Source organism: Paenibacillus turicensis, assembly GCF_050461185.1.
In the GTDB taxonomy this organism is placed as follows: Bacteria; Bacillota; Bacilli; order Paenibacillales; family Paenibacillaceae; genus Fontibacillus; species Fontibacillus turicensis_A.
The window spans coordinates 1,076,233-1,102,743 of record NZ_JBCMOR010000005.1 but is presented as its reverse complement, the minus strand read 5'-3'; the positions used below and the strand labels follow the sequence as shown (position 1 = coordinate 1,102,743).

The 26,511-nt window shown below is 39.3% G+C and carries 16 protein-coding genes; 15 read left to right on the top strand and 1 reads right to left on the bottom strand.

Going from position 1 to position 26,511, the window contains the following annotated elements; all coding sequences use genetic code 11:
• Positions 1–25: 25 nt before the first annotated feature.
• From ABE099_RS07210 to ABE099_RS07185, 6 genes are all read left to right on the top strand, one after another.
• Positions 26–811, top strand: coding sequence for an NUDIX domain-containing protein (locus ABE099_RS07210; protein WP_210087773.1), 786 nt, complete (start codon positions 26–28; stop codon positions 809–811).
• A 62-nt stretch (positions 812–873) separates the two neighbouring features.
• On the top strand, positions 874–2,328 hold the full coding sequence (locus ABE099_RS07205; protein ID WP_430028815.1) for a nicotinate phosphoribosyltransferase: 1,455 nt from the start codon (positions 874–876) through the stop codon (positions 2,326–2,328).
• Between the two features lie 1,016 nt (positions 2,329–3,344).
• Positions 3,345–4,358, top strand: a complete 1,014-nt coding sequence (locus ABE099_RS07200) for a 2-oxoacid:acceptor oxidoreductase family protein (RefSeq protein WP_430028813.1) — start codon at positions 3,345–3,347, stop codon at positions 4,356–4,358.
• A 27-nt stretch (positions 4,359–4,385) separates the two neighbouring features.
• A complete protein-coding gene (locus ABE099_RS07195) occupies positions 4,386–6,692 on the top strand; it encodes a thiamine pyrophosphate-dependent enzyme (protein WP_430028811.1) in 2,307 nt (768 codons plus the stop codon).
• A 26-nt stretch (positions 6,693–6,718) separates the two neighbouring features.
• Positions 6,719–7,723, top strand: a complete 1,005-nt coding sequence (locus ABE099_RS07190; protein ID WP_430028809.1) for an acryloyl-CoA reductase — start codon at positions 6,719–6,721, stop codon at positions 7,721–7,723.
• A gap of 299 nt (positions 7,724–8,022) precedes the next feature.
• Positions 8,023–9,765, top strand: a complete 1,743-nt coding sequence (locus tag ABE099_RS07185) for an SGNH/GDSL hydrolase family protein (protein WP_430028807.1) — start codon at positions 8,023–8,025, stop codon at positions 9,763–9,765.
• 32 nt (positions 9,766–9,797) lie between these two features.
• Here ABE099_RS07185 and ABE099_RS07180 read toward each other — a convergent pair whose 3' ends face one another.
• On the bottom strand, positions 9,798–10,592 hold the full coding sequence (locus tag ABE099_RS07180; RefSeq protein ID WP_430028805.1) for an AraC family transcriptional regulator: 795 nt from the start codon (positions 10,590–10,592) through the stop codon (positions 9,798–9,800).
• A gap of 118 nt (positions 10,593–10,710) precedes the next feature.
• Between ABE099_RS07180 and ABE099_RS07175 the strand changes: the two genes are divergently transcribed.
• From ABE099_RS07175 to ABE099_RS07135, 9 genes are all read left to right on the top strand, one after another.
• Entirely contained in the window at positions 10,711–13,578 is a 2,868-nt protein-coding gene (locus ABE099_RS07175) for a glycosyl hydrolase 115 family protein (protein ID WP_430028803.1), read from the top strand.
• Between the two features lie 259 nt (positions 13,579–13,837).
• Entirely contained in the window at positions 13,838–15,934 is a 2,097-nt protein-coding gene (locus tag ABE099_RS07170) for an alpha-glucuronidase family glycosyl hydrolase (RefSeq protein WP_430028801.1), read from the top strand.
• A gap of 215 nt (positions 15,935–16,149) precedes the next feature.
• Complete coding sequence (locus ABE099_RS07165) at positions 16,150–17,709, top strand: helix-turn-helix domain-containing protein (protein ID WP_430028799.1); 1,560 nt, start codon at positions 16,150–16,152, stop codon at positions 17,707–17,709.
• Positions 17,710–17,784: 75 nt separating this feature from the next.
• Positions 17,785–19,614 (top strand): sensor histidine kinase, encoded by a 1,830-nt coding sequence (locus ABE099_RS07160; RefSeq protein ID WP_430028797.1) that lies wholly within the window; start codon positions 17,785–17,787, stop codon positions 19,612–19,614.
• On the top strand, positions 19,604–21,136 hold the full coding sequence (locus ABE099_RS07155) for a response regulator transcription factor (RefSeq protein WP_430028795.1): 1,533 nt from the start codon (positions 19,604–19,606) through the stop codon (positions 21,134–21,136). Before ABE099_RS07160 ends, ABE099_RS07155 begins: the two co-directional genes overlap by 11 nt.
• A gap of 120 nt (positions 21,137–21,256) precedes the next feature.
• Positions 21,257–22,945, top strand: coding sequence for an extracellular solute-binding protein (locus ABE099_RS07150; RefSeq protein ID WP_430028793.1), 1,689 nt, complete (start codon positions 21,257–21,259; stop codon positions 22,943–22,945).
• Between the two features lie 73 nt (positions 22,946–23,018).
• Complete coding sequence (locus tag ABE099_RS07145; protein ID WP_430030520.1) at positions 23,019–23,990, top strand: ABC transporter permease; 972 nt, start codon at positions 23,019–23,021, stop codon at positions 23,988–23,990.
• A complete protein-coding gene (locus ABE099_RS07140; RefSeq protein ID WP_430028791.1) occupies positions 23,990–24,934 on the top strand; it encodes a carbohydrate ABC transporter permease in 945 nt (314 codons plus the stop codon). The genes ABE099_RS07145 and ABE099_RS07140 overlap by 1 nt, the downstream gene beginning before the upstream one ends.
• A complete protein-coding gene (locus ABE099_RS07135) occupies positions 24,935–26,491 on the top strand; it encodes a glycoside hydrolase family 43 protein (protein ID WP_430028789.1) in 1,557 nt (518 codons plus the stop codon).
• Positions 26,492–26,511: the final 20 nt, after the last annotated feature.

The window sequence follows — 26,511 nt, the reverse complement described above, 5'->3', positions numbered from 1 at the left end:
TAATTAACTATGGATGATGTGGTGAATGCGAATGGGTAAGGGCGGAAGGGAAGCCCCTAAGAGGGATGATGTGAAAAAATATCGTACTCCTGATGGAATACCAGCGGATATTGTTATGTTTACATTAGCAAAACAAGAGCGAAAAGCGGCAACAAAAGCGTTGCCTAGATTTGATCTTAAAGTGATGCTTATTAAGCGTAAAAGCTGGCCATTTGCTGGTGCATGGGCACTTCCAGGAGGCTTCTCGCAAGAGGATGAATCGTTATTTGAAACAGCACAACGTGAGCTAATGGAAGAAACGGGTGTTGATGGACACCATTTAGAATACTTAGGTGTTTATAGTAAGCCAGGGCGGGATCCAAGAGGCTGGGTTATCTCGCATGCTTTTTTCGCGTTAGTTGAGGAAACGGTGCTAGAAAAAAGACAAGCAGCCGATGATGCGCATACTGTAGGCTTGTTTACAGTGCAAGAAGCACTTGATGAGCTTGACTTGGGATTTGATCATCGTGAGATTTTAGAGGATGCGTATAAACGGATTCAACAACAAATGCTTCATACGACCATCGCTAAGCAGTTCCTTCCACCACATTTCACGTTAGGTGAGCTGTATCAGGTCATTCAAACGGTAGTTCCAGATTTTGCTGAGCTTAACTTTATTCGCAAAATTACGTCTACTCGGAGTCGTCAAGGTATTTTAGAAGAAGTAAGAGATGAAGAGGGTAAACCTCTATTATCTAATCAATATTCACAGCGCCCGGCTCAGTTATATCGCTTTACAGACTTTACACCACGTTTATCGATATATACTTGAGTTCTTTAAGCACCGCTTATATTTGTAAAGGTTGGCTTAAAGAGAGAGGATGACAAACAATCATGTATGGTGAAGGCTTAGCTCTACATACGGATAAATATCAAATTAATATGATTTATGCCCATTGGATGAATGGCTCCCATGAGCGTAAAGCCGTATTTGAAGCCTATTTTCGTAAGCTTCCATTCGGTAATGGCTATGCTGTTTTTGCAGGCTTGCAGCGTATTGTGGATTATATTTCGAAGCTTCGCTTTACCGACAGAGATATTGATTATTTAGCCAAGCAAGAAGAGCAATACGATCCTGAATTTTTGGAATTACTCCGTAATTTTTCATTTAAGGGGACCATTTATTCGGTTCAAGAGGGAGCATTAGTGTTTCCAAATGAACCTTTAATCCGAGTGGAGGGGACGATTCTAGAGTCTCAGTTAATTGAAACCGCCCTTTTAAATTTTATGAATTTTCAAACCTTAATTGCAACGAAGGCATCCAGAATTAAAAGTGTAGCTGAAAATGATATTTTATTGGAGTTTGGTACACGCCGCGCTCAGGAAGCGGATGCTGCAATTTGGGGTGCAAGAGCTGCCTATATTGCTGGCTTTGACGCAACCTCTAATATGCTTGCTGGTGAAATATTTGATATCCCAACAAAAGGCACACATGCCCATTCATGGGTGCAAATTTTTGATTCAGAGCTTGAGGCGTTTGAGATCTATGCCAAAGCTTTGCCTAATCAGGTATCATTGCTCGTTGATACATTTGATACATTGCATAGTGGAATCCCAAATGCGATTAAAACAGCTAAAAGCCTAGAGAAAATCGGCAAAAAGCTTGCAAGCATTCGGCTCGATAGTGGTGACCTTGCTTACTTATCGATAAAAGCTCGTAAAATACTTGATGCGGCAGGACTCGCCGATGTTAAAATTGTCGCGTCCAATGATTTAGACGAAAATACGATGTCTAATCTAAAATCCCAAGGTGCAAAAATTGATACATGGGGAGTAGGTACGCAGCTTATTACGGCTGCGGATCAGCCTGCGCTGGGCGGCGTCTATAAGCTAGTTGAGCGTGAACGTGAGGGTGAAATGCTACCGACAATCAAAATTTCAGGTAATCCTGAAAAAGTAACCTCACCCGGTAAAAAAGAAGTTTTACGTATCATCAGCAACGAGGATGGCAAAGCGATTGCGGACTACGTGTGTCTGCCTCATGAGGAGCAAGCGCGAACTGGGGGTAAGCTGCGTTTGTTTGACCCCGTTCATCCTTACATGAAAAAAACAGTGAACAACTATAGCGTCATGTCGATGCTTGAGCCGATCTTTGTTAATGGGGAGCAGGTTTATACCTTGCCATCATTGTCACAAATCAGAGCTTACCACCAAAGCCAACTTGACCTATTCTGGCCCGAATACCTGCGTAAACTCAACCCACAAATTTACCGCGTAAATTTGAGCCAAACAGCATGGGAACTCAAACAAAAAATGCTAGAAGAATATATGAGCGTGCACGAGGATTAGATCAATTAGAGATGGACCCTATACTCATGATTCGTTAGTCATTTACAAAAATAAGCTATTCACGAAATTAGATCTGAATTTCGTAGAATAGCTTATTTTTATTTGCTGGGAAAATGGCGGAAAACGAATGCGGTTGGTGTAAAGAGTAACTAGCTAAGCTATGCACGAAATCCAAGTAGATTACGTAGAATAGCCAATGGTTTTGATTTTGTTAGTACATAAAGTAACGCGAGTAGCAGAAATCTCAGCCCTATAGCGAGTAAACTGAGCTATGCACGAAATCCAAGCAGATTTCGTAGAATAGCAAAATTCTTTTGAATGTTGCTTTCCGCCCTTATCATTGATGAGGGACAGAGGGAATGTGGAGAAGCGAAGCGGTCGTATTTAAAACTGGATTCCACCCAAATGCTGTCCTACAATGAAGGAATCCAGTTTTAAGAGCGATCGAAACCCTGCCCTCTGTCCCGAATCTATAGCTTTTTGCTTTTCCCTTTGAGCCGTCCCCTATAAAGGCTCGATGCTTTTAAATGAGTGCTTTGGCTGAGCTGGTGGAAGTGGTGGGAGTAGCGGGAGGGACAGAGGGATTGTGGAGAAGCGGAGCGGTCGTATTTAAAATCGGATTCTTACCTATAGAGAAATATAAAATGGAAGAATCCGATTTTAAGAGCGATCGAAGCAACCCTCTGTCACGTAGCGCCCGACCCACCACATCCTCCCAGCACCAGCACACCTCATTTCCAGCATCCAGCCACCTATTCCCCCTAATTATTTCTCGGGAAACCGCAGAAACCGATAATTTCAGCACTATCCTATCGATTGAAGGCGAATACTTTATTTTTGTGACATTTTGTGTTTAATACAGCTCCCTCCTTGTTCATTGTGCGGTTTATCACATCGGTAGTTGATCAGCTATGATAAATTGAAAAATTAATCGGGGCCTTTTTGTCTCGTTCTTTTAAACAGTATTTTGCATTAATGGATTATATTAAAACATTACCCATGAAGGGGGAAAAAATGTGGTAAGCTTACCCAAAATAAATGACCTAGGATTTTTTGAAATCCGTCTAGAGTCCATTGGCGGTCTGGGGGCAAATCTTGCTGGGAAAATGCTCGCTGAAGCTGGTGTAGAAGGGGCTGGATTGAATGGTGTCAGCTTTTCTTCATATGGTTCTGAGAAGAAGGGGTCGCCTGTAAAAGCTCATATTCGTTTTTGCGATTTAAATACACCGATTAGAGATACCTCACCTGTTGAAAGACCACATGTAGTAGGCATTTTTCAGGAAGCACTTGCGAAAACAGTAAACGTTATTAATGGAATTTATGAAGATAGCACAGTGCTAGTCAACTCACGTAAATCACCAGAAGAACTTAAAGCTAAAATGAAATTGTTAGGTGGAACAATTGCAGTTATAGATGCGACAGGAATCGCGTTAGAAGAAAAAAATCGTGTAAACATGGCTATGCTAGGGGCATTATTTCGGTTATGTCCATTTTTAGATGCAAGCACGATGAAGGAAGTTATTACAAAATCACTAGAAAAAAAATATCCACAAACGGTTGCTCCTGCTATTCGCACCTTTGAGCGTGGGTATAATGAAGTTGAGTTTCATAGCTATGCTTTACCAGAAGGTGTAACGATGCCGGAGTTTGTGCGTGCAGATACACCTGTTTTAGGTTATGCAACGCAAGCGATTGGTGGGATTATTCCTAACCCAGGTAATAGTATATTAAAAGATTTAAGTATTTCACGTTCTGGTATGATGCCGCATTTCAATCAAGAGACATGTATTCATTGTGCCGCATGTGACAACGTATGTCCTGATAACTGTTTTGTATGGGAGGAACAACCTGATAAAAAAGGGCGTCCGCAAATGTTTCTACAAGGCATCGATTATCAATATTGCAAAGGTTGCTTAAAATGTATCCATGCTTGTCCAACCGATGCATTGTCAGAGGAACGGGAAGAGGACGGTTATGCTGACACTAATCGTGTACCTCATTTATTTGAGCTGGCAATGAGTAATCGTTAAAGAATACGAAGGAGAGGCGGGGCTAAGATGGCAATAGATATTCAAAAGGAAAAAACAGTAGGGCAAGTAGAGCAACGTGTTGTTTACGAGTCAGGAAATGAAATGGCAGCTTATGCGGCACACCAAATTAACTATCATATTATGGGATATTTCCCAATTTCACCTTCTACAGAAGTAGCACAATTTCTTGATTTGATGAAAGCAAATGGAGAACATGATATTAAGCTTATTCCTTCAGATGGAGAGCATAGTTCAGCAGGGATCTGTTATGGTGCTTCCACGGCAGGAGGACGGGTATTTAACGCAACAAGTGCAAACGGATATATGTATATGCTAGAGCAAATGCCTGTTCAATCAGGTACACGTTTCCCAATGGTTATGAATCTAGTATGTCGTTCTGTATCTGGACCTCTTAACATTCATGGCGATCATTCGGATTTATATTATGCACTTAACACGGGATGGCCCATCTTAATGTGTCGTGATCCGCAGGCTGTGTATGATATGAATATTATGGCAATTAAGTTAGCAGAGGACCCAGAGGTGCGGTTGCCAGTTATGGTGGCGTCTGATGGTTATTTTACATCTCACCAAAAACGTCGTGTGCATACCTTTGCAAATCGTGAAGATGTACAAAAATTTGTTGGAGAACAACCTCCAGCAGGTTTTGCTCATACGTTAGATCGTAACAATCCAATTACTGTGGGTCCTTATATGAATGAACCTGACTTTATTAACAACTGCTATCAACAATCCGAAGCGATGTACAGGGCAGAAGCAGTGTTTGAACGGATTGCAGGAGAATATGCACAGTTAACAGGACGTCATTACGGTATGTTGGATATGTACCGCATGGAGGATGCGGAAGTTGCTGTATTTTTGATGAATTCGGCCTCTGAAATTATTAAAGATGTAGTAGATGATTTACGTAAGCAAGGAATAAAAGCCGGCTCAATTGCGCCTAACATGATTCGTCCTTTCCCACAAAAGCAAATTGCTGAAGCATTAAAAAATGTAAAGGCGATTACAGTAGGAGATCGTGCAGATTCCTACGGGGCTCATGGTGGTAACATGGTAAATGAAATTAAAGCTGCTTTGTTTACGCATGGCAATCATAATACTAAAGTTATTAGCCGTATTTATGGTCTTGGTGGCAAGGAGTTTTATGCTGAAGATGGTCATCATTTGTTCCAGTTAGCGATAGATGCAGTAGAAAAGGATAAAGTTGAAGTTGCATTTGATTATTATGGTCATTCCGCAGGTGACTTGGAGCATACACAAGAACGTGTATTAAAGCCACTTAATTTTGACGATTTAAAAACTGGCTTAATTACAGTCACTCGTAATGAGGAAACTGGCAAATTAGGTGTACGGATTCCACCACTTCGTTCTTTGACTAAAAAACCAAAACGGATTGCTCCAGGTCATGGCGCATGTCCAGGATGCGGTATATTCTCGGGCTTAGAGCTGTTCTTTAAAGGAATTGAAGGTGACATCGTCGCATTGTTCCATACAGGTTGTGCGATGGTGGTAACGACAGGTTATCCTTATTCCTCCCACAAAGCGACCTACATTCATAACTTGTTCCAAAATGGAGCAGCAACGTTGTCAGGGGTCGTTGAAATGTTCTGGGAGCGTAAACGTAGAGGGGAATTAGATAATCTTGGTCTTCAGGATGACTTCACCTTTGTTATGGTCACAGGCGATGGTGGGATGGACATCGGTATGGGCCCAGCGATTGGTGCTGCATTACGTAACCATAAAATGATTATTGTGGAGTATGATAACGAAGGTTATATGAATACAGGCGCGCAATTGTCCTACTCAACACCAATTGGACATCGTACTTCTACGTCCAATCTTGGTGAGGTACAGCAGGGTAAAGTGTTCCATCATAAGGATACTGCACAAATTATGGCGGCAACAAATATCCCTTATGTCTTTACAGGAAGTGAAGCTTATCCGCAGGATTTAGTGAAAAAAGCGGCAAAAGCACAATACTACGCTCAAAACGAAGGTCTAGTATATGGTAAAATATTAATTGCGTGCCCACTAAACTGGATTACGCCAGATGATGTTGGTACAGAGGTTGTAGATGCTGCGGTTAGCTCGTGCTTCTTCCCATTATATGAGGTGGAGCATGGACAAACCAATATTACGTATAATCCAGAGGATAAAAATAAACGAGTGCCAATCGAAGACTGGCTGAAAAAAATGGGGAAAACACGCCATTTATTGAAGCCGCAAAACGAAGCAGCACTTGAATCGTTCCGTCAAGAGATTGAACGCCGTTGGCAACGATTGCTTGCTAAGCACGAGAATCCATATTTGTAATCTATTTAATGAATGGTGGCTAACAAATGAAACAACAATTTTGGGCGTATCAGGTCAATAAAAATGAGGATACCTTTGAAGCAGGATTAAAGCAAGTTACATGGTCAGAGTTACCACAGGGGAATGTTACAATTGCAGTACAATATTCCAGTGTAAATTATAAGGACGGCTTAGCTAGCATTCCTGATGGAAAAATAGTAAACTCATATCCATTTATTCCAGGTGTTGATCTGGCTGGAGAGGTTGTAGCTTCTGATGATACACGATTTGCTGTGGGTGATGTTGTAGTATGCACAGGTTATGGCTTAGGTGTGTCTCATTATGGAGGATATGCTGAATACGCTCGTGTACCTAGTGAGTGGGTTTTTCCACTTCCACAAGGATTGTCTGCATTTGAAGCTATGGCAATTGGAACCGCAGGTTTCACGGCTGCACAATCTATTCATTCGTTGTTAAATCATGGGCTTGCTCCTGATCAGGGACCAGTACTTGTTACAGGCTCTACTGGTGGGGTAGGTAGTATGGCTGTGTCTATTTTGTCCAAGTTAGGATTTGAGGTTGTGGCTTCCACAGGGAAGCTAGAGGCCATTGATAAGCTTAAGGCATTAGGCGCTACTACTGTCATAAGCAGAGAGGAAGTCTCCCAAGCTAAGCGTGGTGTTTTATCTAAAGAGCATTGGGCTGCTGTGGTTGACCCTGTTGGTGGGACGGCTACGGGTGAGATTGTGAAATCAATAAAATATGGCGGAGCCATTGCTTTGTCAGGACTAACTGGCGGGGGTAAAATCGAAACCTCGGTCTATCCATATATTTTACGTGGAGTTAGTTTGCTTGGCATTGATTCAGTCTATTGCCCTGCATCCCTGAGAAGTGAGTTGTGGAGCAAGCTTGGGGACGAATGGAAGCCAGACAGTGCGTTAGAGCAACTTATTTCAACGACCACATTGCATGAGTTGCCAAGTATACTAGATATGATTCTCAAAGGTCAGATGTTAGGTAGATATGTTGTAAAATGTAGTTCAGAAGAATAGTAACCTTCATGTGGATTAAACAGAATCTAATGAAGTAGTAGCTAAAAATATGAGGAAAAAACGATACACATTTAAGAAATTTAAATGCTGTGTCGTTTTTTTTGTAAAAAATCATGTTTTTTTATTCCTATGAATGTTTAATTTCTACAAAGACGAAAACATAGAAATATGCCATACTAGTAAAAGAAGAATGATCTTTTTCTTCATTATTTATAATCAGTTTCACTTCAATAATTACAACAATATTACAAGTACTTTATTCTAGTTCATTTTAACTTGAAAAAGGAGATTTACGAACGATGAGTGATTCTACGACTGGAGTATCTAATAATGGGATAGCTAAAGAAGGTCCAAAAGCACCAAAAGATCCAACGGCAAGACGTAGTGGCTTTTATATTATGTATGAAAATATGGTCGAAGCAAGCGCTACTCCGGAAGGAAAGTTTTGTCACCCTATTTTTTTAGAAGGTAGAGTGGTTGATAAGGCTAAGTTTACAGGTGGAGTGACAGATGAAAATATATTAAAGCTGTTAACGAATTGTGAAGGCATTTCTAAATTAGTGCATAGCATTGGAATTACGGTTACAGCAAAAAGTGCTGACTTAACTAGCGTGGGATTCGCATATCACAATTTAGGCAAAACAAACCGATTTGAATCAGGCACTCGTATTGAGCTTACTTGCCCAGCAGATGGTTCAGAAACCTTACTTGTTTTAGATGATTATGAGTGGTCAGCAGATGACGACGTTCCAGGTAGCTTTACTTTTTTCTTTGATCAGGTTGGTCAATTAGCGTCTGTAAGCGTAATGTTCTACTTAAATGATGGTTATCATGTTCCAGAAGTTTCCTTAGAGGCTGCGGTTGATTATGAGTCTAGTGCTTATGAGGAAATGATTAAGAAATCTTTGCTTAACGTGGGCAATAACAAGCGGTTAAAAAAAGCAATTGAAAAGGCAAAACGTGGGGAAGACGTAACGATCGCTTGTATTGGTGGTTCTATTACACAAGGTGCAGGGGCGGTTCCGATTCAGGAAAATTGTTATGCTTATCAATTTTATAATAAATTTAAGCAGCAATTTGGTAAAGATGGTGGGAAATCAATTTCGTTTATTAAAGCAGGTGTGGGTGGAACGCCATCAGAACTTGGGATTGTTCGTTATGATCGGGATGTGCTTCGCGATAAAAGTGTTCAGCCTGACATCGTTGTCATTGAGTTTGCGGTGAATGATGCAGGCGATGAAACTGAAGGGAACTGCTTTGAAAGCCTTGCCTTAAAGGCACTACAGGAGCCAAATCAACCTGCAGTTATTTTATTATTTAGTGTATTTGTGAACGACTGGAATTTACAAGATCGCTTAGCGCCTGTTGGTTGGCATTACAATCTACCTATGGTTAGTGTTAAGGACGCCGTTGTTGATCAATTTAAGCTAAGTAAGTCAGAAGGTAATGTCGTTTCTAAACGTCAATTTTTCTATGACATTTATCATCCAACGAATGATGGTCACCTTGTTATGGCTGATAGCTTGCTCTGGTTAATTCAAACGGTGGATGCTGCTGATATGGATGAGGAAGATATTGAGCTAAATAAAGCGCCGATTATTGGCAACGACTTTGTAGAAACAAAGCTACTTGATCGAAGCAATGTGGCAGAGCTTGCAAAGATTGAACCAGGTGGTTTCATAGATATAGATACCGATTTGCAGATGGTTGAGATGGATGCTGATCCACATCGCTCACCTCAGTTTCCACATAACTGGATGCACAATCCACAGCAAGGAGCACCAGAATTTAAATTAACGATTACAAGCAAGCGATTGCTTTTGGTGTTTAAGGATTCAGGCAGCAATGAATTTGGTAGTGCGGATATCTATGTAGACGGTAATCACTTAAAAAAGGCCGATCCTCACGAAAACAATTGGACACATTGTAATGCGGTCATTTTATATAACGAAGAGGTTGCCAAAGAGCATACGATCGTAATTAAGATGGCTGAAGGTGACGAACAAAAATTGTTTACAATTTTAGGCTTTGGTTATTGTTAATATTGTTTTTGTTAATCACCTTCAAGCTGGTTCTATAAATTTTTTCTAATTGATGATGGGGAGTACCCTTTTATTTGCTTAAATAGATTACTGAAATAAGAGATATCATGAAAGCCACAACGCTCGGCAGTTTCAGAAACGTTAAAATCACCAGACGATAACATCATTTCAGCATTATTAATGCGAATACGATTGACATATTCTTTACACGTCGAGCCTGTGGCTTCCCTGAACAATTTACCAAAATAGATCGGATTTAAATTTGCTTGCTCTGCTAGGCTTTTAACGGTAATCTCCTCATAATAATACTCTGTAATATAATATGTCGCTTTTTTAATGCGGGGGTCTATCGTATCCATTGCTAACATATGGTGGCTTGAGAGCAAGCGATGGAGTATAAGCTCAAACAAGGCGCGTGCCTGAAAAGTATAAAAGGGTCCACGATTCATCCATACCTGCTTAAAGTCACGTATGTGGTCGAGAATCTCTTTAGTAATCATTTTTTTCATAACATGCTCAAACGGAAGCTGAACGTGATTATAGGGAGCCGCCCAATAAAAGTTGAAAGGGTAGCAATGCATAGGTGATTCTTCAAATGTATACGCTTCTCTACTACACCCTTCCGGTATATATAATAAATCTCCTGCTTCCACAATATGCTTTTTGCCATTGATATAATAGCAGGCTTTTCCGCTAACGACGAAGGTAAGGTCGTGAAAGTCAATTTTTGCTTGTGCGATCGACCAATCAGCAAAACATTTGCGGTCTACAAACAAGATGACTTCAGGAATTAAATGATTATGATTAACGAGTTCTGCTAATTCCAAAATACGTTTCCTCCTAGACAAGTTGATGTAAACGTTATCACGTATAGTTTGAACTTATTAGTTAACGAAAATTATTGATTTCAACAATTAAGTACAAAACATGAAGGAGCTGCTAACTATGCAAGTTTTACAGGAAAACACATCTCAGAGCCCTGTGCTTGTCCAACATGGTCAAGCAACACCGATTTATATTGACCCACAAGGAAAAGATTTTGGGGGACTAAAGCTTGTAGCCTCATCTGTGGCTAAGGATATTGAGATGGTAACAGGTGTCTTACCTGAAATCGTAACTGAGAAAAGCAAGTTAAAGGGCACGGCCATCGTTGCAGGCACTATTGGAAATAATGATATCATCGATTCACTGATTGCAAAAGGTAGAGTTGATATTTCAGAGCTGAAGAAACGCAGAGAAAGCTTCATAATTAGATTTGTAACTGAGCCTAGTGCAGAGCTAGAGACAGCGATTGTCATTATAGGAAGTGAAAAAAGAGGCGTCTTTTATGGACTATATCATATTTCTAAGCTATGTGGAGTAAGCCCATGGGTGTATTGGGGAGATGTTCATCCTGCTAAGCAGTCACAGCTTGTTTTTACGAAGGAGCAGCTTGAATATACCTCTAAGGAACCTTCCATCCGCTTTCGTGGCTTTTTTATGAATGACGAATGGCCTTCACTTGGCTCATGGTCTAGGGATCATTGTGGTGGCTTTAACGAAAAAATGTATGAGAAAGTGTTCGAACTTTTATTGCGTTTAAAGGCAAACTATTTATGGCCTGCGATGTGGAGTGCTGTATTTAGTGAAGATGGAGAAAGTTATCCGTTAGCAAATGCAGAGCTTGCCCATGAATATGGCATCATTATGGGGACGTCACACCATGAACCTTTGTTCAGAGCAGGTGAGGAATGGAAACATATCAATCATCGCTATGGTGATAATGGGTTATGGGATTACTGGGAAAATACAGAGGCCATCACGAGATTTTGGGAAGATGGTGTTATTCGAAATAAAGATTTAGAAAGTATTATTACTTTAGGGATGCGTGGGGAGCAGGACTCAGCATTAGGGGGCACATTTGAAGAAAATATACAGCGTCTAAAGGATATTATCATTACGCAAAAGAAACTACTCCAGAAGCATGGTTTAGAGCATGCACCCCAGGTGTTAACGATTTATAAAGAAGTCGAAGCGTTTTGGTATGGAAGTGATGAGGTTCCAGGCTTAAAGGATTGGGATGTATTAGATGATGTTACGATTATTATGTCTGATGATAACTTTGGCAATATGAGAAAATTGCCTGATGAAGAGGCACGCACCCGCAAGGCGGGATGGGGAATTTACTACCACTTTGATTATCATGGGGGTCCACGATCCTACGAATGGGTTAATACCGTTCCACTAGAAAAAATATGGGAGCAAATGTCGCTTGCTTATGATTACGGGATTCGTGATCTATGGATCGTAAATGTAGGTGATTTGAAGCCAATGGAGCTTCCACTTTCATATTTTATGGAGCTAGCTTATGATTTTGAGGCTTGGGGAACAGCAAACCCAAATAAAACGACATTATTTTTGCATGATTGGGTAAAGATGCAGTTTGGTCATACCGTACCGGATGACGCCCTAAGTGGTATTGCAGATGTTCTAGAGAAGTACACACGATTAAATGGGACTCGTAAGCCAGAAATTACGTACGCGGATACTTACAGTGTGAATCATTATAATGAAGGACAACGTGTACTAGCAGAAGCGATCAAATTAGAAGAGCAAGCAGAGGCGTATTATAAGCTCACTGCTGATGAGCATAAGGATGCTTATTATCAGCTTGTCTACTATCCTGCTGTTGCTAGTGCAAATGTGAAAAAAATGCATGTGTATGCGGGGTTGAATCAGAAGTATTACAACTTTCAGCCACAAAGCATGCTTGCCAATCACTATGCTGGTTTAGTAGAGCAAGCCATAAAGAGGGATATTGAGTTACAGGATTTTTACAATAATGAGTTATCTAATGGAAAGTGGAAGGGCATGATGTCTTCTCTTCATATTGGATATGTGAACTGGAACGACGAAGGTGCACAGTTCCCTAATGCAGTTTATATAGAGTCAACACAAGAGGCGCCAGTTTTAATTGTGGATGTAGAAGGGAATGCGGATTGCTATACATCTGGTGAAGTCGAACTTCCTAACTTTAGTAATCTGCAACAGGAAAACTATCGAATTACGATAAGTAATGGGGGGACACAGCCATTACAATACAGACTTGAGGCTAGTCATGATTGGATTAAAACAAGTCAGCAGCAAGGAAATATCATTTATGGCGACGATATTATCGTTTCAGTAGATTGGGATCAGGTTTATGAAGATGTCACTGGTGAAATTATCATTTCATCTGGAAATGACAGCGTGAAAGTAATGGTACAGGCACAGGTTATCCAAGTTGATGAACTTCCATCTATGACGTTTGTTGGAAGTAACGGTGTCATTGTTATTGAGGCAGAGCATACATGTGATCGTCAAGCAGGGGAAAAGGCTCATTTTGAAGTAATTGAGAAGTATGGTCGCTCCCTATCTTCGATGAAGCTATTTCCAACGACAGCGCAATTTGAATCTAGTGAAGAAGCACCTTATTTGGAATATCGTTTTTATGTGGGGGAGGAAGGCACTTATACGGTGATTGTGCATACAGCGCCAACCAATCCACTGACTGAAGAAAATCGTTTACCGTATGCGGTTGGTATTGATGGCGGTAAGCCAGTGAAGGCAGACATGTTGCCTGCTGATTTTGCTGCTGGTGAATCATGGGATTGGTCAGAGTCGGTTATGAATAATGTTCACACCCATGCAACAGAACATCATTTGACGGCGGGCGTGCATACTTTACGTTTTTACGTGCTACATGCGGCTATCGTTTTACAGAAGCTTGTTATTACAAAGAATACGCTGCCTTATTCCTATTTTGGCCCTCAGGAAAGCTACTTTAAAAAATAAAACTATAATAAAGGCTCAAGATTGAAATTAGCACTTGATGATCCAACCCAACCTAGCGAAGAGACAGAGAGATTCTGGAGAAGTGGAACGTTCATCTCTTAAAATCAGATTTTAACACTCAAGTTATTATGAAATACAAGGAATCTGATTTTAACAATGATCGGAAGAACTCTCTGTATCGTAGCTACCAGCTTCCAGTCGTTGTCAAGTACTGATTTATAAATAGAGCCATAATAAAACGATTAAAAAGGAGAACCTCATGAAAACGAAAAGCTATCAATGTTGGTTACAATTTGACAAAATTCAAAATGAACAAATACGACTAAGTTACTCCAAGCAATGTGGGGCTGTAATTGTCCCGCGTTCCTCAGATTTATTAGCTACTGCAAAACATGAACTTATTATTGGTCTACAATCCCTATTAGGTGTGAGTCCAATTGTGCAAGGAGAAGATGCGCAAGCTGGTAATGGACGTATCATTATTGGAACAGCAGGGGATCACCCTTTACTAGAGGGGGCGTTGACACAACTAGGCACTTCCACCATCAAAGCCAACACAAACAATAGAGATAGAGCAAATGATAGTTATGTGATCTCCACTGGTCAAGATGAATTAGGTAGCTATATTGCTCTTGCAGGTGCAAGTGACCGCGCTGTTATTTACGCGGTATTCCATTTCTTAAAGCTGCTACAGCTTGAAGCTGATGTAACTGACCTTAGCATTCAAGAGATTCCTGTAAATGGCATTCGTATGATGAATCAATGGGATAACATGGATGGTTCTATTGAGCGTGGTTATGCAGGTGAGTCTATATTTTATGAAAACAATAAAATTGTTGAGGATTTAAGCCGTATTCAGGACTATGCGAGATTGCTTGCTTCAATTGGCATTAATGCAATTACGATTAATAATGTGAATGTGCACGCCCACGAAACAAAATTAATTTCTGATGAGCAACTTCCAAATGTGGAGCGTCTTGCCGCTGTATTTCGTGCATATGGTATTCAGCTTTTCCTATCCATTAACTATGCAAGCCCAATAGAGTTAGGGGGATTAACAACTGCGGATCCACTTGCGACAGAGGTTGCAGCTTGGTGGAATGAGCGGGCAAAAGCAATTTATAAGATCATCCCTGATTTCGGAGGTTTCCTTGTTAAAGCAGACTCTGAAAATAGACCAGGGCCGTTCACCTATGGACGTAATCATATGGACGGTGCAAATATGCTAGCAACCGCTTTGGAGCCTTTTGGTGGTATCGTGGTATGGCGTTGCTTTGTATATAATTGCCATCAGGATTGGCGAGATCGCAAGACGGATCGAGCTAGAGCGGCTTATGATCATTTTATGCCGTTAGATGATCAGTTTAAAGATAATGTCATTTTACAAATTAAAAATGGTCCAATGGATTTCCAAGTCAGAGAGCCGATTTCACCGCTGTTTGGTGGATTAGAGCATACAAATCAGATATTAGAGCTTCAAATTACTCAAGAATATACAGGTCAACAACGTCATGTATGTTATCTCGTGCCTCAATGGAAGGAAATTCTTGATTTTGATACGTGTGCAAAGGGAGAAGGTTCTACCGTTGCTAAGGTTGCAAGTGGCGAACTGTTTGGCAACCTGTATGGGGGAATTGCGGCAGTATCTAATATCGGAAACGATATGAACTGGACAGGGCATGATTTAGCGCAAGCAAATTTATATGGCTATGGTAGATTGATTTGGAACCCATCATTATCTGCGGAGGAAATTACAAATGAATGGGTTAAAATGACCTTTAGGGCATCTCCAGAAACTATGAATATCATATCGGATATGTTGTTACGTTCATGGTCTATTTACGAGAACTACACCTCACCACTTGGGGTCGGCTGGATGGTTAACCCTGATCATCATTATGGTCCAAATGTGGATGGTTATGAATATTCGAAGTGGGGAACATATCATTTTGCAGACTGTAAAGGTATTGGTGTGGATCGCACCGTTGCCACAGGAACGGGTTATTCTTCACAATATCGGCCTGAAGTTGCTAAAATGTATGATTCGCTAGAAGCTTGTCCAGATGAATTGCTTTTATTTTTCCACCATGTTTCTTATGAGCATGTATTAGATTCAGGAAAAACAGTGATCCAGCACATTTATGATTCTCATTTTGACGGAGCAGCGCAAGCGGAAGAGTTGATAACATCTTGGAAGGAAACCGAGAAGGAAATTGATGCTGAACGTTTCCAAGCTGTTTTGCTAAGATTAAAAGAACAAGCAGAACATGCTGCCTTCTGGCGTGATATGATTAACACTTATTTCCTTCGTAAAAGTGGGATTCCAGACCAAGGAAATCGCAAAATTTACAGCTAATGATATAAAAATAAATCTCAAATTTTCTGAATAGTACTTATATACTGTGAAACCGGCTAACTACAGACATCACGTCTCTATTAAGTCGGTTTCGTTTTTTGTAAAACAATATTTGAATAGTTAAAAAAAGGGGATACATATGATATGATTAACATAAATACGCTCTCAATTACACAGGCGAAAATATTGATTTAAATGGAGGGGGCGAGTGATTCATGATGAATGTACTGTTAGTTGATGATGAGCCATGGGTGCTTGAAGGACTTCGCACCATAGTAAATTGGAACAAGTATGGGTTTAAAGTTTGCGGAGAAGCTGCAAACGGAAATACGGCTTGGGCAATGATTGAAGAGCTTCAGCCTGATGTAGTGTTTACAGATATTCATATGCCTGCTGTTAGCGGTCTTGAATTAATAGATCGATCGATGCATGAGCTAACTAAGCCTCCTAGATTTGTAATATTAAGTGGACATGACAATTTTGAATACGCCAGAGCAGCACTGAAGCAACAAGTGGAGGACTATTTGCTTAAACCGATTGATGAAGATGAGATTGAGCTAGTATTGAAGCAGATGAGTCAAAAAATTCAAAATGAATTAGAGTCAGAGTCACTATATCGACTCGAACGTTCTCTGTATGTTAATCGTTTAGTGAATCGTTTACTGCAAGGAGAATATAGTGAACAATTAAATGATGAAGCAGAAGCGCTTTTAATGATAAAAGGTGATGAGGAAGTAGCTTGTGTCTTAATTGAAACAGAGCTTAAAGAAGAGCAATTAAAGGAAATCGTTGCAGGGCTTATAACGCCTACGGCTCCTGAGCTTTTTTCAGATTCAGAAGGAAGATTAGGACTTATTGTCCCTAATAGCTTATACAGTATAGACGAATTAGAGCTGCTTGGCTCAAAAATTTATGAGGAATGCCCACAAGAGGTGCCTATTATTGTTGCAGTAGGGCATAGCACTGGAGGCGTAGCCTCTTTACATTTAGCCTATCAGAAGGCATTATCAGCACTGGGGTGGAAGCGTTACCATAACCGTGAAGGAATTATTGACTTTAATGACCTCTCACATAGTTATGATCCTAAGGCGATTAATAAGCAAGTAAATAAAGAAGCATTGTCTACCTTAATGGAAGCAATTAATGGGGATGAGCCCAATCACATTGAAGCTGCCGTAGATTTATTACTTGCCGCTCCTTTGTCAAGAATTCCGTCCTCAGATGAGGAATATGTACGGCTCCAATTGCTTTCCCTAGAAATGGATATTTTGAAAAAGTTAAAGGAACTGGGTGGCAATGTGGACCAATTTGTTCAGCGTTTACAGCAAAGTCTAGGAAAATTAACTGAAATTAATAGTTATTCTGAATTCCATCAATATGCGGTGACATTAAGCTTAATTGGTTTTGAAACACTTCGTAAGCAACGTAAGCAAAGTGAAAATAATACATTATTTCATGTTATCCAATATGTGAACCAAGAATTCCGTGAGAAAATTCAACTTCAGGAGCTTGCGCAAAAATTTCATATGAACCCTAACTACTTGGGGCAAGTTTTTAAACAGGAGACGGGGAAATCATTTCGTGAATATTTGAATGATAAACGAATTGAAGAGGCAAAACGACTTTTAAGACAAGGACGACAAAGCATTAGTGAGGTTGCAGCTAATTCAGGTTATCCGAACACGGATTATTTTGTTAGTCAGTTTAAACGAATGACTGGTGTCGCACCATCTGCTTATAGAAAGCAGGAGAAAAGTGAATATATAGACGGTTGATAGAGATGATGTTTAAAATTTAATATTGATAGTGGAAACGGGTTTGTTATGCTGCTTTAGGATGGAGATTACGTTATGAGAAAAAAATTCCGATTTCGTAGTATCGTCAATGATATTCCTTTAAACTACAAATTTACTTTCATTGTAATCGGAGTTTTACTTCCTATTATTGTGATGAACTTATTGTTTATGAATCGGATGTCAGGAATTATTAAAGAGCGAGAAGAACAAAATTTACAAATTTCATTAGAAAGAGCAAGGAAAGATATTCATAGTATGATCGATGGTGGGGTGGCTGTTAGTCACGCCATCATTACAGATAAGTTTTTGTATGATGCAATGGATCGAATTTATACGAATCAATTGGATTTTTATTACACCTTTGATGAACAGCTTCGGCGCCGGGTAACGTCCTATATTCCAGTTAATAATCAAATTCAGCGTATCGGAATTTATACGAATAACCCTACAATTGTTCCTGGTGGTGACTATTACCTCATTGATGAGAATGTGCTGGGCAGTAATTGGTATGCAGAATGGCAAAAATCAAAAGGTTCATTTAAAGTATTAGCTTATCGTGATACATCTGTAAATAATGCTGTGTCCATGTCGTCCTACCTCAGTATTATTGAAAAAATGAACTATTACAATCCAAATGGTTCATATCAGAAGCTAGTTAAAATCGATTTTTATTTGAGTCGTTTTTATGATGTAATTGCAAGAGAACGAAGTTACCTTGATTTGTATTTAGTTAATGATAAGGGACAAATTATTGTTTCAACAGATGATCGTTATCAAGGTGAAGGTGATACTGATTATACTTTGTTTGATATGAATAAGTACACTAAGGATATCAATAAAGAATTACATGTGATTCCGATCGGAAACGCAAGCTATGTAAAAGGCTGGAAGCTGATTGGGGTGCCGCAGGAAACCCGTATCAAAAAAGCAACGCTTGATATGTGGCTATATTTTGGAGTGTTGGCAGCTTTAATGACATTAGTTACGTCTATGTTTATTTATGTGATGTTACGTTCGTATAACTATCGTGTAAAGCGATTATCTAGACATATGCAGAAGGTGCGTAACGAAAAATTTGAATTAATTAATATTGATGGTGGTCGGGATGAGATTGGTGATTTAATTCGTAACTTCAATATGATGACGGCACAGATTAATTCATTAATCAATAATGTCTATAAGCTTGAAATACAGCAACGAAGTCAAGAGGCTGAGCGTGTGAAAGCAGAGCTTAATTTATTGCAAAGCCAGATGAATCCACATTTCTTATTTAATACATTAAATGCTCTGCTTGTTGTGAGTACAAAAAATAACTATATAGATGTTAAGGATATAATTAAAGATTTGTCCAAGCTACTTAGACGTCTATTAAATTGGAAAGATGATTTAGTAACGCTAGAGGAGGAAATAAGTTTTACGACAATGTATCTTGGGATTGAAAAATTCCGTTTTAGAGATAAGTTTCAATATGAAATTGATATTCATGATGACGTTCGACATTACAAAATACCTAAAATGAGTATACAGCAGCTAGCTGAAAACGCGTGCAAGCATGGGATTCAAGCGATTGAAGGCGTAGGAACGGTCACGATTAGTGCAGAAATTGTGGATGGATATTTAAATATTGTCGTTGCCGATAATGGGCAAGGAATGGACAAAGACCAACTTCGAAAAGTGTTAAGTAACATGCGTAGTAAAGAGGAAAGTGCAGGAAGTAATATCGGGATTCGTAATGTATACCGACGTCTGGAGCTATATTATGAAGATAAAGTTAATTTTAACATTGTAAGCACGCTGGGAGAGGGAACTGAAGTGTCCTTCAAAATTCCGTTAAGTCTGCTTGAATGGCAGGATGGAGAAGGAGGAAGTCGTAATGGCATTTAAAGTATTACTGATCGATGATGAGCCTTTGGCACTAGAGGGTTTGCAAATTTTGGTGAATTGGGACGAATTGGGATTTGAAGTGTGTGGAATCTGTGAAAATGGACTCCAAGGCTTAAATGTAATGGAAGAGCTACAGCCTGATCTGGTCATGGTAGATATTCATATGCCTAAAATGGATGGCCTACAAATGATAGAAGAATGGCGTAAAAAAGGTAATCACCATACCAAATTTATTATTTTAACGGGATATAGTGATTTTGGTTATGCACGTAAGGCACTTAAATATAGAGTTTCTCGCTACTTGCTTAAACCACTTGATGAGGAGCAAGCACAAGTTGAAATTAGTGCGGTTCTAAAGGAGTTAATCGAGGAAAAAGCCCAGCTTCATATTGGTCAAGTGGCTCAAAGAGAAAAGGAGCTTATCCTAGTAAAGGATTTGCTCCTTGGAAAGCCATTAAGTTTAGAGGATGAAATATATGCGGGCTCTCTATCCTTACAGGCAAATGATTGGAATGTATGTTTAGTTCAGGTGCCTAAAGATCAGTTAGTACGTGTAAGCGAAATTGCAAAAGAGTTTTTGGAAGGGATTTATACCGTATATTTTATACATCTACGTAAGGAATACTTCTCTATTGTTTTTGGAAATACAGCGAAGCAAACCAAAAAGGAAGATGTATGGGATAAACTACAAAAACTTGCCTGCCGTTTGGCGGGTTTTCGTCTGTTTATGGCAGTAGGACAACCTGAACCTTCATTAATCAACATTAGAAATTGTTATTTGACTGCCACGGAAGCTTTATTGCATGCATTTTATGAGTCAGAGGAAAATGGGATTGTTAGCTACAATCAAATTGAGAAACGAGAATTTCAAACTTATTTTAAGCAAGTAGAGCTATTGGAACGTATCATTAATTCCCTGCAGCTTATTGATCACACCAGTTATCAGGAAACAGTGAATCATATTGAACATACTTTTCGTGAGATAAGGGTACATCCTGATGAGGCGCATAAGTTTGTCATTTATATTTTGCATGAGATTAAAATGTACTTGCGTGGGCAGATGGAGAAGGAGAAAGAGTCCTCTTGGCAATTATTTGATATTCCTGATTTAAATGAAACATTAATTACTTTCGATGATTTAATTGGGATGTTACGTTCATGTGGGCGGGTTTGCTTTGATTATTTGTTGAAAGAAAATACGATGGAGTCACAAGGCATTATACAAGAGATTAATGAATACATTATGACGCATTATCGCGAAGGTTTAACGATAAAAATGCTAGCAGAACGCTTTTTTCTTCACCCCGCTTATTTAGGACAGCTTTTAATGCGCAAAAACGGTATTGGTTTTAATGAATTGCTTCACGATTTACGAATTGAGGAAGCTTGTCGCCTACTTCGCAGTAATCAATATAAAAATAGTGAGATTTCTGAAATGATGGGTTACACCAGTTATAATCATTTTTTAAAGCAATTTGAGAAAAGAATAGGTGTTTCACCTAACGAATATAAGAAAACCTAAGGTTTTCTCGGAAACACCTATAATTCGAATATAGTTTAAGGTTGGATATAAATCTATAATGAAATCAGCCACTTGAAAGGGCTTACATTTCTGAAAAACAAATATTTTTGGAGGTGCTTTATGGGGGACAGAAAAAAATTGCTTCGCGTCGGAGTTACCCTACTGTTAACACTGAGCGTTGTGCTCGCAGGTTGCGGTGGCGGTAACAGCAAAGAGGCTAGCAATGGAAAAACAGGATCAGATAGCGAGGTAGTGGATGTTAGTCCGCAAAATCCAATTGAGATTTCTGTATTTTTAAATGAAGCTGGACAACAACCAACAGCTGACAACAAGATTTACAAAAAAATTAAAGATGAGTTAGGTATTACATTTAAGTTTGAGTTTTTAGCAGGAGACAAGGATCAAAAGCTTGGCGTAATGATCGCGGGTAGTGACTATCCAGATATTATGTCCGCTGACCAAAAGTTAACTGCTGCTGGCGCAGTAATTCCTTTGGAAGATTTGATTGAAAAGTATGGACCAAACTTGAAAAAACACTATGCAGCATATTGGAATCAAATGAAGGATCCAAATGATGGTCACATTTATTACATGCCAAACTATGGTGCATTTAACGGTGAAACTGCGGGTACTTATTATAATGGTCCTGCATTCTACCTTCAAAAGGCAGTACTCAAGGAGTTTGGTTATCCAACTCCAAAAACATTGGATGAATATTTTGATTTAATTAAGAAATATAAAGAAAAATATCCAACCATTGATGGTAAACCAACGATTGGATTTGAAATTTTGAACTATGACTGGAAAAACTGGGGCTTGTTTAACCCACCTCAACATTTGATCGGTCATCCAAACGATGGTGGTGTAGTAGTTAAAGATGGTGTAGCCGAAATCTTTGCTAACAAAGACTATGCTAAACGATACTATCAAAAGCTGAACGAAATTAATGAACAAGGCTTGCTAGATCGGGAAACGTTTACACAAAACTTTGACCAATATTTAGCTAAACTTTCTAATGGTAACGTATTGGGTATGTTTGACCAACGTTGGAACTTCCAAAAAGCTGAGGATTCCTTAACAACTCAGAAAAAAATCGAACGTACTTATGTAGCTTTACCTTTAACTTACGATTCAACAATCAAGGATTACTATCGTGACCGTACTGTACTTAACCTAAACAATGGATTTGGTATTACGGTTAATGGTAAAGATAAAGCAGCTAGAATCATTATGGCACTTGATAAATTGCTAGATGAAAAATGGCAAAAGTTGTTAACTTGGGGTGTTGAAGGCGAAGACTATTATGTAACTGATAAAGGTCGCTTTATGATGACGCAAGAACAACGCGATCATCAAACAGATGAAGCTTGGAAGCTTGCGAACAAAGCAGCAGCATTTTACGGCACTGCACCTAAGATTGAAGGTTACTTTAGTGATGGAAACGCAGTTTCTGCGAATGACCAACCTGAAGAATATAAAGCAGGTCTCAAGCCTTACGATAAAGAGATGTTAGAAGCATACGGATTTAATAGCTATGTTGATTTCTTTAGTCCTCCACCACCAAATGCGGTTACGTATCCAGCTTGGTCCGTTGACTTGGTTGATGGTTCTCCAGCTATGCTAGCTAATAAAAAGTTAAGTGATACTCAAACAAAATATTTACCTAAAGCAATTTTAGCTCCTAAAGCTGAGTTTGATAAAGTTTGGGATGAATATGTGGGTGAAATAGGAAAAATCGATATCAAAGCATATGAAGATCGTATTAATGAAGTGTTAAAATGGAGAATTGAAAACTGGACGACGAAATAAGTTGTGGTTAAATGGAAAGGGAGCAAAAACTCCCTTTCCTTCAATCTAAAGGATGGATAGGGAGTTTGATACTATGGAGGAGATTGTGACTGGCACTGAGCCACTAAAGCCGTTGAAGAAAAAAAGCAAGAAAAATAAACGGTGGACTTGGAAAACGATCGTAGAGCAAAGACAATTGATTTTTATGTCAGTACCATTACTAGCTTATATTGTTACATTTGCTTATGTTCCAATTTGGGGCTGGACAATGGCTTTTCAAGACTATAAGCCTGCACGTAGCTTTGGTGAACAAAAATGGGTAGGATTTAAACATTTCGAATTTTTATTTAAAGATGATAACTTTTTACGGGTATTACGTAATACGCTAGGTATGAGTTTAATTAACTTAGTTTTAGGGTTTACAACTGCAATTATTTTAGCATTACTATTAAATGAAATTAGAAAAGTGTTTTGGAAAAGAACGGTGCAAACGATTTCTTATTTGCCACACTTCTTATCTTGGATTATCGTTACAGGTATTGCCGCTACATCTCTAGCATCTGATGGAATTATCAACGACGTTTTGATGCGATTACATCTCATTGATTCACCGATTTTATGGCTAAGTGAAGGTAAGTACTTCTGGGGTATCGTTGGTGGAACCACGGTATGGAAAGAAGTGGGTTGGAATACAATTATTTATTTAGCTGCGATGGCATCTATTGACCCTGCTTTATATGAAGCGGCGGATATCGATGGCGCAAATCGTTATCAAAAAATGTGGAACATTACTTTGCCAAGTATTAAGCCAACGATCGTCATCCTGTTAATTATGCAGGTCGGACACATTCTTGAAGCAGGTTTTGAGTTGCAATATTTGTTAGGCAACGGACTTGTTGTGGACTGGTCGGAAACGATTGATATCTTTGTTCTCAAATACGGGATTGCAATGGGGAACTATTCATTGGCTACTGCTGGGGGTATATTTAAAACAGTCGTTAGTATTACTATGCTGTTACTTGCGAACTGGACTTCCAAGCGGCTTGGGGAAGAGAGGCTGTTATAATGAAAAAGAAAACTCAAATGTCCGGCGGCGCCGTTGCCCTTCCAAGACGACTTGGAAAATCAGATGCAGAGTCGGTCATATTCCATACATTAAATACAATTTTTATGATTTTTTTAGTAATCGTAACGTTGTATCCGTTCTTAAATACAGTCGTTGTATCATTTAATGCAGGGAACGATACGATTAGAGGTGGTTTATATTTATGGCCACGTCAATGGACGCTACAAAACTACAAAGCGGTATTTGCATCAGGGACGATCTTTAATGCATTTTGGATCTCTGTAGCAAGAACAGTACTTTCAACGATACTAAACATATTTTTGACTACAATGCTTGCTTATGCACTCAGTCGTCGAGAATATATTTTCCGTAAACCAATTACAACAATTTTTGTATTAACGATGTACTTTAATGCTGGTCTAATTCCAGGGTACTTCTTGATTAAAGATTTAGGCTTGCTTAATAGCTTCTGGGTATACGTAATACCAGGTATGATCAGTGCCTTTAACTTAATCGTTATTCGGACTTATATTTATACGATTCCTGAAAGTTTGGTAGAATCCGCACGTATTGATGGTGCAGGTGATTTTAAAATCTTCTGGAGAATTATGTTGCCGCTTTGTAAGCCAGTATTGGCAACGATTGCATTGTTTGTTGCAGTAGGTGCATGGAATGCTTGGTTTGATGCTTTCATCTACACCTCCTCAAGACAAGAATTAAGTACGTTGCAATATGAATTGATGAAGCTGATTTCTTCTAGTATGAATGCGAACAGTAACCCTTCAGTTGCGGCTGGGGTAGGAGCGCAAAACATCTCGCTTGTTACACCCGTTTCTATTCGTGCAGCGATTACGATTGTCGCATCCGTTCCAATTTTGATGGTGTATCCATTCATGCAAAAATACTTTGTCGTAGGACTTAATGTAGGGAGTGTTAAGGAATAAATGGATCAATTAACTTCACAGAAATATAGTTATTCTAATCCAATACTTCCTGGCTTCTATCCTGATCCAAGTATTACAAGAGCAGGAGAGTACTTTTACCTCATCTGTAGCTCGTTTGAATACTTTCCCGGTGTTCCGATTTTTCGGAGCCGGGATTTGGTTCATTGGGAGCAAGTCGGAAATATTATAGACCGTAAGAGTCAGCTTGATTTAACGAATCAAAAAAGCTCAGACGGAATTTTTGCACCTGCGATTCGTTATCATGACGGAACCTTCTATATGATCACTACCGATGTAAGAGGAATTGGGAACTTTTACGTGACGGCGACTGATCCAGCAGGACCTTGGTCTGATCCAATCTTAATTCCACATGGTGGGATTGATCCTTCATTATTTTTTGATGAGGATGGTAAGGTTTATGTCACTGCACAGCAAGGTGCAGATTATGATTCACATGCAATTCAATATGAAATTGATATTAAGACAGGGAAAGCTCTGTCTGAACCGAAGATCGTATGGCATGGGGATGGTGGTCCATGGACAGAAGGACCACATTTGTACAAAATTAATGGCATGTATTATATGATGTCTGCTTCTGGGGGGACAGCTAAGGATCACCGTGAAATTATTGGACGTAGTGAAAATCCATATGGTCCATTTGAACTTTATCCTGAACCTATTTTGACACATCGTCATTTAGACCACCCGATTCAATATTTAGGTCATGCAGATCTAATTGATGATTTAAACGGCAATTGGTGGGCAGTATTCCTTGGAGTGCGCTTAACTGAAGACGGTTTCAGTGTGCTTGGACGTGAGACATTTTTAGCTCCAGTCGTTTGGAATGAAGGTTGGCCTCATATCGATAACAATGAAGGTATCGTGAGCCTTAATATGGTTGTTGATCAATTGCCAATGATTGAGAAAAATCCTTCTCATTCTGCTATTATTACAGGTCGTGAACATTTTGATGGTGAAAAGCTTGGCTTTGAATGGATGTTTGTTCGTAATCCAACGCCTAATGTGTGTAAACTTGATCAACAAAACAGCAGATTGACGCTAACGGGTCAGGCAACAAATCTAAGTGAGATTGGACAGCTTACGTTTGTTGGAAGAAGACAACAACATGTGAATGCAAGCTTTGTAACTTCTATGGCATTTACGCCAACAAAAGAAGGAGAAGAAGCTGGTTTGGTTGCACGTCGGGATGAAGATGCTCATTATGAAATTGGGGTTATTCATTCTGGGGGTAGTAATAAGCTTATAGCACGTCTAACTGTTCGGGGACAGTCACAAATTGTGCATGAAGCGGCTATAAACAGCAACCGTATATTCCTTAAAATTAACTCTAGTGAGACTGAATACACATTACTATATTCGGAAAATGGGGAAACTTGGACAAGTGTAGCATCAGGCTCAGCAAGAGCTTTATCTCCAGAGGATTTTGTAAGCAAAATGTGCTTTACTGGTGTCGTTATTGGCTTATATGCTACTGGAAACGGACAAGACAGTCAGGCAGAAGCTCATTTTGATTGGTTTGAATACCTCCATACTTAAAATAGGAAGGAGATATGAGT